The 16,351-nt window shown below is 68.8% G+C and carries 16 protein-coding genes; 4 read left to right on the top strand and 12 right to left on the bottom strand.

Features of this window, described 5'->3' with window-relative positions; translation table 11 throughout:
• Nucleotides 1–4: 4 nt before the first annotated feature.
• From H0264_RS08345 to H0264_RS08330, 4 genes are all read right to left on the bottom strand, one after another.
• A complete protein-coding gene (locus H0264_RS08345; RefSeq protein ID WP_181583432.1) occupies nt 5–907 on the bottom strand; it encodes a thioesterase family protein in 903 nt (300 codons plus the stop codon).
• A 118-nt stretch (nt 908–1,025) separates the two neighbouring features.
• Nucleotides 1,026–1,949, bottom strand: coding sequence for a sugar phosphate isomerase/epimerase family protein (locus tag H0264_RS08340; protein ID WP_420832046.1), 924 nt, complete (start codon nt 1,947–1,949; stop codon nt 1,026–1,028).
• Between the two features lie 14 nt (nt 1,950–1,963).
• Nucleotides 1,964–3,982: a hypothetical protein gene (locus H0264_RS39440; protein ID WP_181583431.1), complete on the bottom strand. Its 2,019-nt coding sequence runs from the start codon at nt 3,980–3,982 to the stop codon at nt 1,964–1,966.
• A complete protein-coding gene (locus H0264_RS08330) occupies nt 3,979–4,974 on the bottom strand; it encodes a Ppx/GppA family phosphatase (RefSeq protein ID WP_231083515.1) in 996 nt (331 codons plus the stop codon). Before H0264_RS08330 ends, H0264_RS39440 begins: the two co-directional genes overlap by 4 nt.
• Before the next feature lie 120 nt (nt 4,975–5,094).
• On the opposite strand from H0264_RS08330, the gene H0264_RS08325 reads away from it, so the two are divergent.
• The 3 genes from H0264_RS08325 to H0264_RS08315 all read left to right on the top strand — a co-directional run bounded on the left by H0264_RS08325 (nt 5,095) and on the right by H0264_RS08315 (nt 7,141).
• Nucleotides 5,095–5,901 carry a DUF3109 family protein gene (locus H0264_RS08325; protein ID WP_181585373.1) on the top strand — a complete coding sequence of 269 codons (807 nt, stop codon included), beginning with the start codon at nt 5,095–5,097 and terminating at the stop codon, nt 5,899–5,901.
• A gap of 115 nt (nt 5,902–6,016) precedes the next feature.
• Nucleotides 6,017–6,589, top strand: a complete 573-nt coding sequence (locus tag H0264_RS08320; RefSeq protein WP_181583430.1) for a hypothetical protein — start codon at nt 6,017–6,019, stop codon at nt 6,587–6,589.
• A gap of 201 nt (nt 6,590–6,790) precedes the next feature.
• Nucleotides 6,791–7,141, top strand: a complete 351-nt coding sequence (locus tag H0264_RS08315; protein WP_181583429.1) for a hypothetical protein — start codon at nt 6,791–6,793, stop codon at nt 7,139–7,141.
• Between the two features lie 104 nt (nt 7,142–7,245).
• Here the strand turns inward: H0264_RS08315 and H0264_RS08310 are convergent, their stop codons facing one another.
• From H0264_RS08310 to H0264_RS08300, 3 genes are all read right to left on the bottom strand, one after another.
• Nucleotides 7,246–7,935, bottom strand: coding sequence for a response regulator transcription factor (locus tag H0264_RS08310; protein WP_181583428.1), 690 nt, complete (start codon nt 7,933–7,935; stop codon nt 7,246–7,248).
• Nucleotides 7,932–9,182 (bottom strand): sensor histidine kinase, encoded by a 1,251-nt coding sequence (locus tag H0264_RS08305; RefSeq protein ID WP_181583427.1) that lies wholly within the window; start codon nt 9,180–9,182, stop codon nt 7,932–7,934. Before H0264_RS08305 ends, H0264_RS08310 begins: the two co-directional genes overlap by 4 nt.
• A gap of 166 nt (nt 9,183–9,348) precedes the next feature.
• A complete protein-coding gene (locus H0264_RS08300; RefSeq protein WP_244976137.1) occupies nt 9,349–9,732 on the bottom strand; it encodes a winged helix-turn-helix transcriptional regulator in 384 nt (127 codons plus the stop codon).
• Nucleotides 9,733–9,821: 89 nt separating this feature from the next.
• Between H0264_RS08300 and H0264_RS08295 the strand changes: the two genes are divergently transcribed.
• Entirely contained in the window at nt 9,822–10,520 is a 699-nt protein-coding gene (locus H0264_RS08295; protein WP_181583426.1) for an NADPH-dependent F420 reductase, read from the top strand.
• A gap of 3 nt (nt 10,521–10,523) precedes the next feature.
• On the opposite strand, the gene H0264_RS08290 is transcribed toward H0264_RS08295, so the two are convergent.
• From H0264_RS08290 to H0264_RS08270, 5 genes are all read right to left on the bottom strand, one after another.
• Nucleotides 10,524–10,958: a hypothetical protein gene (locus H0264_RS08290; RefSeq protein ID WP_181583425.1), complete on the bottom strand. Its 435-nt coding sequence runs from the start codon at nt 10,956–10,958 to the stop codon at nt 10,524–10,526.
• Nucleotides 10,877–12,076, bottom strand: coding sequence for a serine/threonine-protein kinase (locus H0264_RS08285; protein WP_181583424.1), 1,200 nt, complete (start codon nt 12,074–12,076; stop codon nt 10,877–10,879). Before H0264_RS08285 ends, H0264_RS08290 begins: the two co-directional genes overlap by 82 nt.
• Entirely contained in the window at nt 12,063–13,586 is a 1,524-nt protein-coding gene (locus tag H0264_RS08280; protein WP_244976136.1) for a serine/threonine-protein kinase, read from the bottom strand. Before H0264_RS08280 ends, H0264_RS08285 begins: the two co-directional genes overlap by 14 nt.
• On the bottom strand, nt 13,583–14,770 hold the full coding sequence (locus tag H0264_RS08275; RefSeq protein ID WP_181583423.1) for a DUF7373 family lipoprotein: 1,188 nt from the start codon (nt 14,768–14,770) through the stop codon (nt 13,583–13,585). The genes H0264_RS08280 and H0264_RS08275 overlap by 4 nt, the downstream gene beginning before the upstream one ends.
• 70 nt (nt 14,771–14,840) lie before the next feature.
• Nucleotides 14,841–16,331, bottom strand: coding sequence for a serine/threonine-protein kinase (locus H0264_RS08270; protein ID WP_244976135.1), 1,491 nt, complete (start codon nt 16,329–16,331; stop codon nt 14,841–14,843).
• Between the last annotated feature and the right edge of the window lie 20 nt (nt 16,332–16,351).

Raw genomic sequence — 16,351 nt, 5'->3', positions numbered from 1 at the left:
AAACCTACTGCGACTGCGGGATCAATGCCAGCTGACGACTCTGGGCCACGATGGCGCCCGTGGAGTCGATGACGAGCTGATCCTCGTCGAACATGCGACCGCCGACCTCACGGCTGGTGGCGATCACGCGCAGCCAGCCCGGCGCCGGGCGGCGGCGCAGGTAGGTGGTGAGCTGAACCGTTGGGGACCAACCGAATCGGCCCAGGTTGAACGGGACCGGCGGGCTCATGTCGGCGGCCATCATGGCGAAGTAGGCGGCCACGTCCGGATTCTGCTCGTCGGCCGGGCGGGGCCGAATCCACAGGCGCAGTTGCGGATCGCCCTGCTTGCCGCGAATGAATCGGGCCCACTTGCCGTCGATGGCGACCGAGGAGCCTTGCGCCACATGGACCATCTCGCCCATGGGGTTGGAGGAGTCGTAGTGCAGGGCGCGCGGGTCGGGCTCGGCGGGCATATCTGCGGCGTGGTCGGCGGACCAGGCCGGTTCGGTGTCGTCCAGGTGGCTGAACGTGAAAGCGGTGTGCACGAGGGTGCGACCGTTCTGGATGAGGTTGGCATCCACCAGGCAGATCTGGCGGCCGAGTTTGCGGGTGCGGACCTCGTACTCGACCTCGCCCGGATCGGGGGCGCCGAGGAAATCGGTGCTCGCGGCGATCGGGAACATGGCCGACTGCCCGGGGGCGGTGCGGCGCAGCCATTCGGTGGCGGCCGCGGCGGAACCGGCGACCATGGTGCCGCCGTGCACCTTCGGGCCGATGGTCCAGATGGGGTCGATATCGCCCAGGAAGCGGCCGACGGCCGGATCGTCCGACGGGAGTGCGGTGACGGCGCAGACGCGGCTGAACGGGGCATCGTCCGCGAGTCGCGCGGCGCTGGTCTCGACGTCGACGGTCAACTCCGTTGTCATCCGCTGGTCCTCTCCGATCGGTCGGTTTGTACAGCGTACAAGCGGTGGCCGGAGCGGAGAACCGAGTCGTGGGATCAATCACAGGGCGCCGGGACAGCGCCCTCGGGATGACGAGGGGTCAGCCTCGGTGCGCGCCGGTCGGCTCCAAAGGGTGAACGGGGGCGGCGCCGTTGAGGTGTTTGCGGGCGAAGGTGAGGGCGCGGTGCAGCATGGCGGCGCGGGCGGCGGTGGTGCGGGCCATCTGCGTGTTGACCTCGATGACCGCCTGACCGTCGAAGCCGTTGTGCACCAGCATGTCGCAGAGGTCGGCGATGGGCTGGGTGCCCTCGCCCGGGATGAGGTGTTCGTCGGTGGCGGCGCCGCGGCCGTCGGCCAGATGGAGGTGGGTGAGGCCGGAACCCATGCGGGAGGCCAGATCCAGCGGGTCCATGCCGGCGGTGGCGGTGTGCGAGGTGTCGAGGGTGTAGTGGCGGAAGCCCGTGTCCGTCGGATCGTAGGAGGGGCTGAAGGTGGTGATGGAGGGGCCCGGTCCACCCCGGCGCTCCAGGCGTTTGATGGAGCCGTCACCGCGGAAGAACGAGTCGGCGCGCATGGGGAACATGTTCTCCACGGCAACCGAAACCGGGCTCGCGTCTTCGAGTTCCGCGACCAGGCGCACGAAATTGTCGGCATAGCGGCGCTGCCAGCGGAACGGCGGATGCACCACCACGGTGGCCGCGCCGAGCGCCTCGGCGGTGTGCACGCTGCGAGTGAGTTTCGCGCTCGGATCCGCGCCCCACACGCGTTGCGAGATCAGCAGACACGGTGCGTGCACCGCCAGCACCGGCACCGAGTATTTGCGGCTGAACGCCTGCACGGTCGAGATCGATTGGCTGGCCGGTTCGGCCCACACCATCAACTCGACGCCGTCGTAACCCAATTCGGCGGCATACCGGAATGCCGCCTCGGTGTTCTCCGGATACACCGATGCCGTCGAAAGCCCGACGCGGACTTCCCTTCGCCCCGCCCCGTTCTCGTTTCCCCCGTGCACACTGTTCCCCACGTCCTGCTCCCTGCTCAGTTCGTACTGAGTAGAAAGGCTAGCGGTCCGAGCGTGACAAAGACGCCCACGACGACGGCAATCACAGTGCTGAATATGTCGTCGGTGCGCCGCAATACGCGAACGAGCGCGACGAGCCCGAGAATCACGATCATCGCCAGAGCCAGGGCAACCCATGGGAGCAATTCCCACATGCGTTCGAAACCCTTGAACAGCAACATGCCCGCGATTGCGGCGCCCGCGCTCTGGCCGCCCAGAATCATCCACTGCCGGCGATTCTCGTCGTCCTCGGAAAGGCGGCGCCCGGATTTCGCGGTGGCGCCGCGCGTGCGGCGCGCGGCCCGCGTGGCTACCGCGGAAAGCCTTCCGGCCAGGGAGGTTTCGTGACCGTCGTGATCATCGTCGAGTTCGTCGTAATCATCGACCGGTTCGTACACATCGGTCAGATGCTCGTCGGGATCGGGGTGCGCCGTCGCGGCCCCGCGCCGTCGCGAACCACCGGCCCGCCGTTTGCCACCCCGTCGCGACTCGTGTTCGGTGCGTTCGTCTTCCCGTTCGCGCGCATCGCGTAGCAGATCACCGGCAACCGTCTCGCCGGACAGCAGCTGCTGATCCTGCTGTGCCAGAGACCACGCCGCGGTCGGCACCGCCGCCTGATCCGCGCGGTCGGCGGCAGGCTCGGGTGCGGGCGACTGACGTCTTCGCGCGGACCACGCGGGCAGGCCGGCGGCCTTGGCCTCGGCGCGGCCGTTCGGCGCGGGCCGCTCCGGGGCCTCGGTCCGGCGGCCGCCCGCCGGACCCGGCTGCGGTTCGTCCTGGCCCTGCCAGCCGCGGGTCTCGCCATGCTGCGGCTGTTCGTCGCCGTGCCGGTCGCGCCGCGACTTGGTGCCGGAACGCCAGCCCGGGATCTCACGCACCGACGGCTTGCCACGCCAATCCTCGGCCGCGTCGAGATCGCGCGCGGCACGATCGTCCTGCGGCGCGGGGCTGCCGTTCCAGGGCTGTCCCGCAGGGCGATTCGCCTCGCGGCGCAGTTCCTCGTGCAGACGGGCCTGCTGTTCGTCCTCCTCGCGCTGGGCCTCGGCGTGCCGGCGGGCCGAGCGCGACAGCGGGGTCGCGGGGGCGGCCTGCGTCGGGGCGAGGTCGCCGTAACCATTGCGCGAATTGCCCGGTAGCGGTTCGGCTTCCGGGGCGGGCGACCAGGCGGGGCCGTCGAGCGGCGCGCGGGTGGCGTCACCGCGGAAGGGGCGCACCTCGGTGGTCTCGTCGTCCGGATCGAAGCGGCGGCGCCGGCGGCCGCCCTCGGTGGGTGCGGGGGCGGGGGCGGCGGTGCCGTCCAGTTCGCCGAGCGGCAGGTCCGAGTCGAGCGGATCGGGCTTGCGGCGTCGTCCGCCGCGCGACGGCGTCGAGGGCGCCAGAGGGTTCGCGTAGCCGTTGAGCGGATCCGCGTGCCCGTTCAGGGGATTCGAGCCGCCCAGCGGATCGACACGGCCATTGAGCGGATCGGAGTAGGCGTCGAGCGGGTCGGCGTGACCATTGCGCGCCCGACGGCCGGAGGGCGGTGTTTCGGTGGGCGGCCAGTCGACTCCGGCGGAACCGTAGCCGCCCTGCTGTAGGGACTGCGGTTCGGCGCGTTCCGGGTCGTAGTACGAAATCGGGCCGGAGAGGGGGGAATACGAAGGCTCCGGGGCGGGTACCGAGTAACCGGAGTAGTCCGGCTGCGGTTCGGCGGAGGGAGCGGAATAGCCCGAGTAATCCGAAAAGTTCGAGTAATCAGAATAATTCGAGAAGTTCGAAAAGTTTGAAAAGTCCGTTTCGGCGGGAGCAGGTTCGGGTGCGGACTCGGCCGGGTCGTCGTCCGGGGCCGCGTGGGACGAACCGCCCGCACGCACCGCCGGAATCTCTCCGGAGAGCTCCGCGACGGAAACGCCACGGCCACTACGTCTTCTCCGCCCTCCGCCGCCGGACGGCGCGCCCTGTTGCCCATTGCGCGCCAGTAGTTCGGCGACGGAAAGCTGATTCGCATCCTCGGTCATCGAGACACCGTTTCGATCGGTCCCGGCAGACCGTCCCCATCGGGACGACCCGCCAACGGTTCGCTGTCCAGGTCGGTATCAAGTTTTCGCAGGATCAATCCCTCCCGCAGTGCCCACGGACAGATTTCGAGCGTGTCCAGGGACAATGCCCGCATACTCGCCTCCGCGACGAGCGCGCCGGCCACCAGTTGCTGCGACCGATCGGAACTCACGCCTTCCAATTCTGCACGGTCGGCGGCCGTCATACGCGAGATGAACGCGATCAACTGCCGCAGGCCGGAACTGGTGAGAGTACGCCGAACTCGCGGGCCCGCAACCGAGGGGGCCGCACCGGTCAATCGGGCAAGCGACCGGAAGGTTTTGGAGGTGCCCACCGCGAGGTCCGGTCTGCCCGCTTCCAGCAGTTGCTTGGACGGCACCACCAGCTCGGCGTCGAGCCAGTCGCGCAGCACCGCCACCCGGCGCTTGCCCGGCGGATCGTGCTTGAGCCAGTCCCGGGTGAGCCGGCCCGCGCCCAGTTGCAGCGACAGCGCCACATCCGGCACCTCGTCGGCGCCATTGCTCATCTCGAGCGAACCGCCGCCGATATCCAGATTGAGAATGCGGCCCGCGCTCCAGCCGTACCAGCGGCGCACCGCGAGAAAGGTGCTGGCGGCCTCGTCGGTGCCGGACAGCACCTGCAGGTTCACCCCGGTTTCCGCGCGCACCCGCGTCAGCACCTGCTCGGAATTGCGGGCCTCGCGCAGCGCGGAGGTGGCGAAGGCCATCAATTCCACGCATCCGGATGTCTTTGCGATACTTGCGAATTCGGACACAGTCGCGATCAGTCTGGTCTCGCCCGCGGGCGTGATCCGGCCGTGGTCGTCCATGTTCTCCGACAGGCGCAGCGCGGCCTTCGTCGAGCTCATGGGCATCGGGTGGCCACCACGATGCGCGTCCACCACGAGCAGGTGGACGGTATTGCTTCCCACATCGAGTACACCGAGCCGCACATAGAACAAGGTACTGGGTGCGTCGAGACTTCAGGCCAGGCGACTGAGCTGTTAGCGTTCCGCGTTGTGACGGCAGGTGCATCGGCGAGTGGTCCGACCGGGCTTCGACCAGCGACGAAGATCGACCCGGCCCCCGAGGTAGACCTCGACTTCCCCCGCGAATGGATCGAATTCGTGGATCCAGCAAATGACGAGCATTTGATCGCGGCGGATATGACCTGGCTGCTGTCGCGCTGGACCTGCGTCTTCGGCACCCCGGCGTGCCAGGGCATCATCGAGGGCCGCGAGAACGACGGCTGCTGCTCGCACGGCGCGTTCCTCTCCGACGCCGAGGACGGCAAGAAGCTGCACAAGGCTGTGAAAATGCTCACAGCCGAGGACTGGCACCTCATGGACCAGGCCACCGACGACCAGGGCCGGGTCCGCAAGAAGCTGTACCTGGAAGAGGACGACCTCGACGACGAACCCGCGCTGCGCACCCGCCGCGTGGACGGGGCGTGCATCTTCCTGAACCGGCCCGGGTTCGAGGGCGGCATCGGCTGTGCGCTGCACACCATGGCCCTGCGCAAGGGTCTGGAGCCGCTGACGGTGAAGCCGGAAGTGTGCTGGCAGCTGCCGATCCGGCGGACCCAGGAGTGGGTGGACCGGCCGGACGGGGTGGAGATCCTGCGCACGGCCATCGGCGAATACGACCGGCGCGGCTGGGGTCCGGGCGGTCTGGATCTGAACTGGTACTGCACCGGCTCGCCGGACGCGCATGTGGGAACGCGGCCGGTCTGGCAGGCGTACGCACCGGAGTTGATCGAGTTGATCGGGCAGCCGGCCTACGACGAACTCGCGCGGCACTGCAAGCGCCGGGCGGGCCTGGGCATCGTGGCGGTGCATCCGGCGACGGCGATCGCGGAGGCCAAGGCCGCGAAGAGTTAGCGACCCGCCGGTAACTTTCTGAAAACCAATAATTTCAGACTATTGCTCACTTACTGTGCGACTGACCAACTTCTCGGGGGCTCTCCGAAAGTCATAGCAGGAGTACAGGAAAACCATGCGCATCACCAAGTCCGGCCGCCGGATCGGGGCCGGTCTCGCCGGTCTGACCGTCGCCGGTGCGACCGCCGTCGTGATCGCGACCTCGCCGACCGCGAGCGCGACCGTCGACGCCGTCACCGTCACCGGCGCCGCCGACTACAAGGTCGGCCAGACCTACACGCTCAGCGCCGATCTCAGCGGCGCGTCGGTCGGGCTGCTCGTCTACTGGAGCGACAACGGGGAAAGCCTCACGCCGGTGGGCAAGGTCCCGTGGCCGGTCGGGCACGCCAGCCTGGACTGGACGCCGCGTTCCGCCGGGCAGCACATCCTCACCGCCGCGCAGGGCGACAGCACCAAGTCGATCGTGGTGACCGTGACCGACGATTCGAACCCGCCGACCACGAACCCGACCACCCCGCCCACCACGACACCGCCGACGACCGTGCCCACCACCACGCCGGAGACGACCGCCCCGGCCACCACCAGCCCGAGCACCGGCGGTTCCGGCAGCAGCGGATCGGGCAGCGGGTCCGGCAGCAGCAGCGGCAGCGGTCTGCTGCGCGGACTGTTCAGCGGTAGCAGCAGGTGAGACCGCGGCCGGGACAGTGACGCGAATCGAGATGTACAGCAGGTGAATTCGAATCCGGTCATGCGGTATTCGAATCATTCTGCGCAAAAGGCGGTTTCGCGTGACTTCCCGGCCGCTGACCTCGCCCGGTGAGTAACCGGAAGTACGCCCGACACCCCTGCGCTATTGCGGGTTCACCGGAGCGTGTTAGAAACCCGGGCCATGATCAAGAAAACCTTCGCGGTCGCCGCCGTGGCCGCCGGCGCCGTTCTCGCTCTCGCTCCGCTGGCCGGCGCCGACCCGGCCGACCCGGCCAAGTTCTCGGATGTGACCGCTCAGTTCGTGCCGTACAACGACCTGAACGTGCTGCAGGCCAAGGATCAGGGCAAGCTCATCATCGTCAGCCCCTACGGCACCGGCCGCACCATCGCCTGCCGCGGCAACGGCGCGGACGTCGCCTACTACGACTGCATGCAGAACGACTCCCTGGGCTGGATCAAGCTCAACCAGACCGAGCTGCCCGCCCTCGGCAAGGCGTGGGTCTACACCGGCGAGACCGACCCCAACGCGTAGCGCCCTTCCCCTACGAAATCACTTGCACACATTGTGAATTCGGCAGGCCAGACCGATCGAGCCCGCTGCGTCGGACGCAGCGGGCTCGATCGATTTCCGGCTTCTCAGGCCTCGAGCTTGTAGCCCAGGCCGCGGACCGTCACCAGGTGCTCCGGCTTGGCCGGGTCGGCTTCGATCTTGGAGCGCAGGCGCTTGACGTGCACGTCCAGGGTCTTGGTGTCGCCCACGTAGTCGGCGCCCCAGACGCGGTCGATGAGCTGCCCGCGGGTGAGCACGCGACCGGAGTTGCGCAGCAGGTACTCGAGCAGGTCGAACTCCTTGAGCGGCAACGTGACCACCTTGCCGTTCACCTGCACCGTGTGCCGGTCCACATCCATGCGGACGGGCCCGGCCTCCAGCACGCTGGTCTCGCCATTGCTGTCGGGCTCGTCGCCCGCGCCGCGGCGCAGCACCGCGCGGATGCGCGCGATGAGCTCGCGCGAGGAGTACGGCTTGGTGACGTAGTCGTCGGCGCCCAGTTCCAGGCCGACCACCTTGTCGATCTCGCTGTCGCGCGCCGTCACCATGATGACCGGGACGCTGCCGCGGGCGCGCAGCTGTTTGCACACGTCGGTGCCGCTCATGCCGGGCAGCATGAGGTCGAGCAGCACGATGTCCGCGCCGGAGCGATCGAATTCCGCCAGCGCCGAAGGCCCGTCACCGACCACGGTGACCTCGAACCCCTCCTTGCGCAGCAGGAACGCGAGCGGATCGGCCAGCGACTCCTCGTCCTCGACGATCAGCACACTCGTCATCGGGTTGCCTCCACACCATTGGTTCTGGCCCGCCCGAGGGGGCGCGGGCCGGTTTCCTTCTTCGCCGCCGCAGTACCGGCGGAAAGCCTCTTGTCCGCCGCACCGTTGAGGTCGGCGGGGTGGGCCGGGATGCGCAGCGTGAACGTGGACCCGGTGCCCATCTTGCTCCACAGGGTGATCTCACCGTTGTGGTTGGCGGCCACGTGCTTGACGATAGCCAGCCCGAGCCCGGTACCGCCGGTGGCGCGCGAGCGCGCCTTGTCGGCCCGGAAGAATCTCTCGAAGACGCGTTCCTGGTCTTCCTTGGCGATGCCGATGCCGCGGTCGGTGACGGCGATGTTCACGTACCCGCCGCGCAGCGACCGGCTCACCGAGACATGCGACCCCTTGGACGAATACGCGATGGCGTTCTCGACCAGGTTCGACAGCGCGGTCACCAGCAGGGTCTGATCGCCGAGCACCTCGAGTCCGCTGGCGGAGTCGGTGCTGACGGTGATGCCGGCGGCCTCGGCCACATTGCGGGAGCGCTCCAGGGCCTGGGTGACGACGCTGTCCACGTCGACGGCCTCGAGTTCGGGCAGCTTCTCCGCGCCCTGCAGTCGCGACAGCGCGATCAGCTCGGTGACCATCTTGCCCATGCGGCGGGCTTCGCCGTGCAGGCGCTCACCGAAGTGCCGCACCGAATCCGGGTCGTCCGCGGATTCCAGCAACGCCTCGGCCAACAGGCTCATGGCGCCGACCGGAGTCTTGAGTTCGTGGCTGACATTGGCCACGAAGTCGCGCCGGGTGGCCTCCATGCGGGCCTGCTCGGAGTCGTCGTCGGCGAAGAGCACCACGAAATTCGGGTTCTCCTGCGACAGCGGCCGGGCGACCCCGCGAACCGCCAGCCGCGCCCGGCCGGGCAGCGGGATCTTGGCGGTCAGCTCGAACTCGACGTCGACGCCGGTGGCCAGCACCTGTTCGACGGCCGCCCACGCGCGTTCGTCCAGCAACCGATCGTGCACGATGCCCAGCTCTTCGGCCCGCGGGTTCACCAGCACGACATCGCGGTACTGGTCCACCACGGCGATGCCGCTCTCGGAGGCCAGCACGATGAGATCGAGCACCTGCGACATGGTCAGCCCGGAGTCGGCGGCGGCCCGCAACCGCTCCTGCCTGGCATTGACATACGGAATGAGCAATCCGCCGACAGCCAGTCCTACGACGGCCGCCAGGACTGCCAACAGCACGGCCTGTGGAACGCTCACACTTTGAATCGTACGGTCGCCGACCCGCTGTCAAACCCCGGGTGCATTAAGTTTCGCGCAGGTCACAGCGGCTTCCCCGCCCGTTGGCCCGCTGTTTACGCATTGTTCGGCCACAAACCGGCAGCGCGCCAGCTTCTGCGCGGCAACCACCGCGGCCGGCTGCCCCTCACTCCTCCGGCTCCCCGTACAGCGCGGCCCGCACGCTGTCCCCGTGCCGATCCGCCCACTCCCCCAGCGCGAAGATCGGGACCAGCAGATCCCGCCCCGCCGAGGTCAGTCCGTATTCCACCCGGGGCGGCGCCTCCGCGAACCGGCGATGTTCCAGCAACCCCATCCGCTCCATCCGCCGCAGCGTCTGCGTCAACATCTTCTGACTGATCCCCCCGATGGTCCGCCGCAACTCCACCGGCCGCATGGGCCCGTCCCGCAGCGTGTACGCGATCACCATCAGCCACGAATTCGAGAACAGATCCACCGCCAGCCGCGCCGGACAATCCGACTCGTACTCCCCATACGGCGCGAACTCCACCGGCCCCGCTTCAACCGTCACCCCTCCACCCTGCCAGCGCCATTACGCACCCGCAGGTGCCCATCGGAATTCCTAGCGTCGAATCCGTCACTGCGACCAAGGAGTTCATCATGCGAATCGGAATCATCGGAGCCGGGAGTATGGCCCGCGCCCTCGGCACCGGCTGGGCGGCAGCAGGCCACGACATCGCCATCGGGGCGCGCGATCCGGAGCAGGCGGCCGGCGCAGCCGCACACATCACCGGAGCCGCCGGGCGACCTGCTGCGCTAGGAGCGGAAGTGCGGGCGGTCTCCATCGCGGAGGCAGCGGCATTCGGTGAGGTTGTGCTGCTCGCCCTTCCGGTCCTCGCCCTCACCGAAGTCCTGCGCGAGCTGGGTGCGCACCTCACCGGCCGCACGGTCATCGACTGCACCAACGCCTACTCCCCCGACAGCTTCGCGCCGGGCAGCACCGGCTTCACCCTCACCGAACCCGCTGTCGCCGAACGCATCTCCACCATGGCCCCCGGTTCCCAGGTGGTGAAGGCCTTCAATCTGTGCGCGGCCGAAGTGTGGGAGTCGGCAGACCGCGACTTCGACGGCCGCCCCCTGGCGGTCCCGCTCTGCGGCGACGACCCGGCCGCCGTGGACCGGGTCGCGACCCTGGCCGAAGACCTGAAGCTGCAGCCGATTCGGGCGGGCGGCCTCGCCCAGGCGCGCTACCTCGAGGCCACGTCGGCCTTCGTGGTCGGCCTCTGGTTCGCGGGTCACGACGCCCGCGCCGTGTTCCCGCCCCTGGAGAATGCCTTCGCCGTACCCGACGGGGAGTGAGATTCAGATCGGCGCGTCCCGCCACCATCGGTCCATGAGTTCCTGACCCGAAGCAGCACCCTCGACAACGAATTGGCAGAACTCGCGCTCGGCCCCGGTGAATACGACCGCGATCGAACCGAAGGTGGTTCCGGCGGGGCCGGGTCGTTCACCCCAGACGATCCGGCCCTTGCGGCCTGATCGTTCCCAGAGGTCGTCACCGGCGACGGTCGTGTTCGGGAACATCGAGAAGGGATCCCGGGGCGTGCGATCGGCATTGCAGGCCACGACGAGCAGGTTCAGCGGATCCCGGTTTCCGGTGCAGGACAGTCGATTGTCTCCGGTCGCGGGTGCGGTCAGGTCGGCGGGTGTTCCCTTCACGTCGACGGCCGCGCAGCGCAGTCCCTGATAGCCGGAGTCGTTCTGCGTCGCGGGCAGCAGATCCGGAAAGGCTTGCACGATGTAGGTGTAGCTGCCCACGATTTGCCCGCGGTCGTGGGTGCGACCGCGGGAGAAGTGGCGGGCTGAGCCACGGTGCCGGGTGCGTCATCGTCGAACGCGATGAGGGCCGACGCGGCCAGCACGGCAATCACGACCCCGGCACCGAGCACGACCCCCAGCCGAGGTCGGCTCCTGCGGGGTGCGCGATCCTCCGCCAGGGCAATGCCCGGGTGGGTTGCCGATGTCGACAGGTCCGGCAGATCTTGTGGCACAAGGCCATCCACGTCTAGACCGCCGAGCGCGACCGTAGCGGCGGCCGCCAGCTCACCGCAGCTGAGGTATCGATCCTCCGGATTCTTCGCCATGGCTCGAGCGATCACGGCGTCGATGGCGGGTGGGAGTTCGGGATTGGCGGTGGTCGCCCGGGGCGGCGGCGTGTGCAGGTGTGCGTTGACAACCGCGACCGGGGTCGGGCGCGGGAACGGCGGTGCGCCCGTGAGCAATTGGTAGAGGACACAGCCGAGCGCGTAGATATCGGCGCGGTGGTCCACCTCCGCGGACGCCAATTGCTCAGGGGCCGTGCAGGCGAGGCCGGTCGGCGCCGAAGTGAGGCCGGCCGGATCGGACCGATCGCCCATGGATCGTCCGATACCGAAGTCCGTGACCAGGATTCGGTCCGGTCGACCGGTCCTGGCCTCGACGAGGATGGCGCCCGGCCGCAATCCGCGGTGCACGATGCCCGCCCGGTGGGCCTCGTCGAGCCCACGAGCGGCCTGGTCCACGATGTGCAGGGCGCGGGCGAGCGGCAGCGGTGCGTGCGCGCACAGCTGTCCGGCATCGGTGCCGTCGACGAACTGCATGGTGATCCACAGCCGTCCGTCCTCGATCCCGCGATCGTGGACGGCGCGGATATTCGGATGGTTGAGGCGAGCGGTGGATTCGGTTTCGCGAATGAACCGTGCGCGATACCCGGGGTCGGCGCTGTGTGCGTCCGACAGCACCTCGAGCACGTCCAGCCGGGGCAGTCTCGGATGGCGGGCGATGTAGACCGAACCTGTTCGGTCGCCGTGCAATTCGCGTTCGATGAGATAACCGGCGAACAGCGAGCCGACCCGCGGCGGGTCAGAGCGGCGCATCGCGCCACCATCGGTCAGCGAGGATCTGCCCCTCGGTGCCGCCGTAGACGTTCAACAGACAGAAGTTCCGTGCGGGATCATCGAATAGAACGTCCAGAACGCCCGAGGTGCCGGCGGGGCTCGGGGCGGTGCCCCACACCACCCGGCCGCGACCGGACGAGCGCTCCCACCGCTCGTCACCCTGCACCGTGACATCGGCGTACTGCGGCATGGACCGGGGGTACCGATTCGCATTGCAGCTCAAGAGCATCCAGTCCAGCGGATCCTTGTTTCCCCTGCAGTGCAGACGGACTTCCGAGCCGGTGGCGGCGGAGATCGCGATCTGACGCAGGTCCGCGTCGACCGGGATGCAGCGGATGCCCTGGTGACCGCTGGTCATCGGGGTCGCCGGCAAGAGCGATGGCAGTGCGTCGACCACGAATTGATATCCGCCCCAGCCGATCCCGCCACCACCCGGGCTCGGCGCCGGCGATGCCGGTGTGGTCGTGGCATTCGGCATGCCCTGGGCCGCACCGGTCTCGTCCTCCGAGTAGTTCTGCAGCGCAACGACACCCGCTCCGGCGGCCATGGCCACGACGGTCCCGGCGATACCGATACGCCACCCCGCCCGCCGGTTCCGGCCGGACGGCCGCATCGCGGGCAACGGCGGCAAGACCTGCCCGTGCATCGCCGCCCGCACGGCCGCGACGAGGTCACCGCAGGTCGGATAGCGATCCTCGGGCCGCTTCGCCATCGCCCGGCCGATCACCTCGTCGATGGCGGACGGGAGGTGGGGTGCGTGTTCGGTCACGCGCGGTGCGGGCTCGCACAAGTGCGCGTGCATGACGGCGGCGGCTGTCGGGCGGGGGAAAGGCTTACGGCCGGTGAGCAATTCGTAGAGCGTGGCGCCGAGGGCGTACACATCCACCCGGTGGTCGAGGGTGGCAGAGGCCGCGATCTGCTCGGGGGCGGCGTAGGCGAGCGTCGCCAGCACCGTCCCGGTCTCGGTGAGCCTGGTGTCCTCCCGCGTGGCCCGGGCGATCCCGAAGTCGGTGACATAGACGCGATCCGGACCGGCGGATTGCGGCTCGAGCAGAATATTGCCGGGTTTGACATCGCGGTGCAGCAACCCGGCGCGGTGGGCTTCGTCCAGGCCGCAGGCGGTTTCGGCGACGATGTGCAGCGCCGTGGGAACGGGCAGCCCGTTCGGGTGTCCGCCCAGCAGCTCGGCGGCGTCCATGCCGTCGACGAATTGCATGGTGATCCAGAGGCAACCGTCTTCGACGCCCCGGTCGCGCACGGCGACGATATTCGGATGGTCCAGGCGGGTCGCCAGTTCGGCCTCACGGAGGAATCGGGCCCGGAATCCGGGATCGTCGCCGTGCCGGGCGGGCAGCACCTTCAGCGCGTCGCGGCGCGGCAGCCGGGGATGCGCCGCCAGATACACCGCGCCCATGCCGCCACTGCCCAGCACGCGCTCGATTCGATATCCGGCGAATATCGTTCCGGGGGTGAGGCTTCCGGATATCACAGGTCATAACCGTTCACGAGCAGGGCGTACTGGGCCGTAGTGCGCTGCCGCACATTGGCCAGGTCACGGCCGATGACGACGGCCCGGTAGCGGCCGTACAGGACCCAGCACTCGTACCTGTTGTTTCCCAGGCCGGTGGGCTGGATTTCCTCGAGGCAGCGCGTATCGGGCAGTCCGGTGGGAGCCGGAACCTCCCGCAGACCGCGGTCGAGGCCCGCCGCGTGATTCCTGCGGGCCGCTACCGCGTCCGGGAATCGGGTCAGCATGTTGTAGCCGTTGAAGGCCAGACGCTCGGGCCCGTCCTGTCTGCGACCGGTGATCAGTCCGGTGGCGCGCGGTCCCCACGTCATGCCCGTGGCGTGGGTGGCGTTGTACCAGCCCGCTTCCTGCCGCCCGGTCAGCGATGTCGCGCCGGGATACGGCCAGCGCGCCGGGGCTTCCGGCACCATGAGCCGCAACATGCCCTCGGGATCCAGTGGCAGTGTCGCGATCCGGTCGCGCGGGGTGGGGTCGAAGGCGTCCAGCAGGGGCAGCTGTAGTCCGAATGCCGTACGCGCCAGGGCGGTCAAAACGGTGAGATCGGTGGCGGTGTGCCCGGCGAGGACGCTGACGACGAACGGCCCGTGCGCGAGGGTCGCGGCGAGCGTGGGCACCTGCGGCCGCCAATGTGCCTGTGCGGCAGGGTAGTCCGGTATCGTCACGGCAACGTTCTCGGCACTCACGGCAGCGTCGGCGGAGTCGATCTCGCGGGCGGCGCGTGCCGCGGAATCGGTGTCGGGGAAGCGCAGCGCCAGCACGGTCAGCACGCGCGACTCTCCGGCGACCGGCCCCCGCCTTCCGCACTCCTTGTCGCTGCCGCCGACCGCCGCACCCGCCAGCAATCCATTGCGCTCCAGCACTTCTCGTACTGCCGAGGAGAGCATGGCGGTCGCCTTCGCCGGGGTGGGCACCACCGTGAGGGTGAAACCGCCGGTCGAATGGGTCAGCGCCGAATCCGCGTCGACCGGGTCCAGCATCGCCTCGCCCATCCGGACCGATTCCAGCAACCGCCCGTAGCGTTCGCTGCCGGTCGGCGCCGCGAGCGGGTCCGTGCCGTAGGCGCCCGTGTCCAATGCGATGGCGTCCACACGCACCGGCCCGGGATGTCCGGCAACAGTGCAGCCCGTGGCGGCCAGCGCTGCCACAGCGACCGCGAATATGACTGCCGCCCTGGATATCACGGCATCGCGACGACGAACGCCGCGACCGGATGGGTCAGATCGGCGCATCGTTCCACCACCGATCCCGCAGCGCGGCTCCGGTCGGCCCGATACCCACCACATGGATCCGGCAGAAGTTGCGATTCGCGTCGTCGAAGTAGACGTCGAGTTCCCCCCACACCTTTCCGTCGAGATAGGTTCCGGAGTGGGTGTAGAGGTGGGTGCCCCAGAACAGATGCCCCGAGCCGGAGGGCCTGGTCCACACAGCGTCACCCTCCACGGTGGCGAAAGATCGTTCGGGTTCGATGGGCTGCCGGTCGGCGCGGCAGGTCACCTCCACCGAGTGCACCGGATCGAGATCGCCCAGGCAGAACAGGGTTCCGACGGCGACTTCGTCGTCGAGTGCGAGCTCACGGTCGGTGTCGTCCTCCGGCGAGCACGCCGTGATGTTCTGGTATCCGGCACTGATCGGGCTGGGCGGCAACAGGGCCGGAAAGGTCTCGGCGATATATCCGTACTTGCCCCAGTGCGCCGGTTCGGCGATGTCGGTTCGGGGGATTCGTCCGGCGTCCACGCCGCCCGGCGTCTCGGTGCGTATCGCGTACACCGTCGCCGCCACGGTGACGGCGAGCGCTGCGGCAATGGCCCCGGCGAGAACCATCCGGCGCCCACGCCGAGCCCGCCCTGCCCGAGGCGACACGTCCGCACCCGTCGCGGCGCGGTGCGCGGCCGCCGCGAGCGCACCGCAACTCGGGTACCGATCCGCGGGGCTCTTGGCCAGCGCGGTGGCGATCACGGAATCGAAACAGCTCGGCACCAAGGCATTACGCGCGGACGGGCGCGGCGGCGGCTGGTACAGGTGGGCGTACATGACCGCGGCCGGACCTCCGTCCGGGAAGGGCACACTGCCGGTCAGCATCTGAAAAAGCGTGCAGCCCAGCGCGTATACGTCCGCGCGTCGATCGATCGGTCCCCCGCTGATCTGCTCCGGGGCCGCGTACGCCAGCGTTCCGGTCGGCCCGCCAGAACCGGTGAGGGTGGTGGAATCGTCTGTGGGGCGCGCAATTCCGAAATCGGATACGTGGACCCGGTCGGTGCCGTCGGCCTGTTCGGCCAGCAGGATATTGGCTGGTTTCACATCGCGGTGCAACAGTCCGGATCGATGGACCTCGTCGAGTCCCGCCGCCGTCTCGGTGAGGATCCGCACGGCGCGGTCGACGCCGAGCCCCGCGGGATGGCGGTCGATCACCCGTGCCAGGTCGACACCGTTCACATACGGCATCGAGATCCACAATCGGCCGTCGTATTCGCCGCGGTCGTAGACGGGCACCAGATTCGGATGCTGTACCCGCGTGGCGAATTCGGCCTCCCTCAGGAATCGGGCGCGGAACCCGGCATCACCACTGTGCCGGTCCGCCATAATCTTCACCGCGTCCAGGCGTGGCAGGCGTGGGTGCCGTGCCACGTACACGGTGCCCATGCCGCCACTGCCGATGCGACGCTCGAGGTGGTAACCCGCGAACGTCGCATCCTCGTCACTGCTCACAGCTCGATCTCCACCACACA

The organism is Nocardia huaxiensis (assembly GCF_013744875.1).
GTDB classification, from domain to species: domain Bacteria; phylum Actinomycetota; class Actinomycetes; order Mycobacteriales; family Mycobacteriaceae; genus Nocardia; species Nocardia huaxiensis.
The sequence above is the reverse complement of the archived record's forward strand: the minus strand, read 5'-3'. Positions and strand labels throughout refer to the sequence as shown.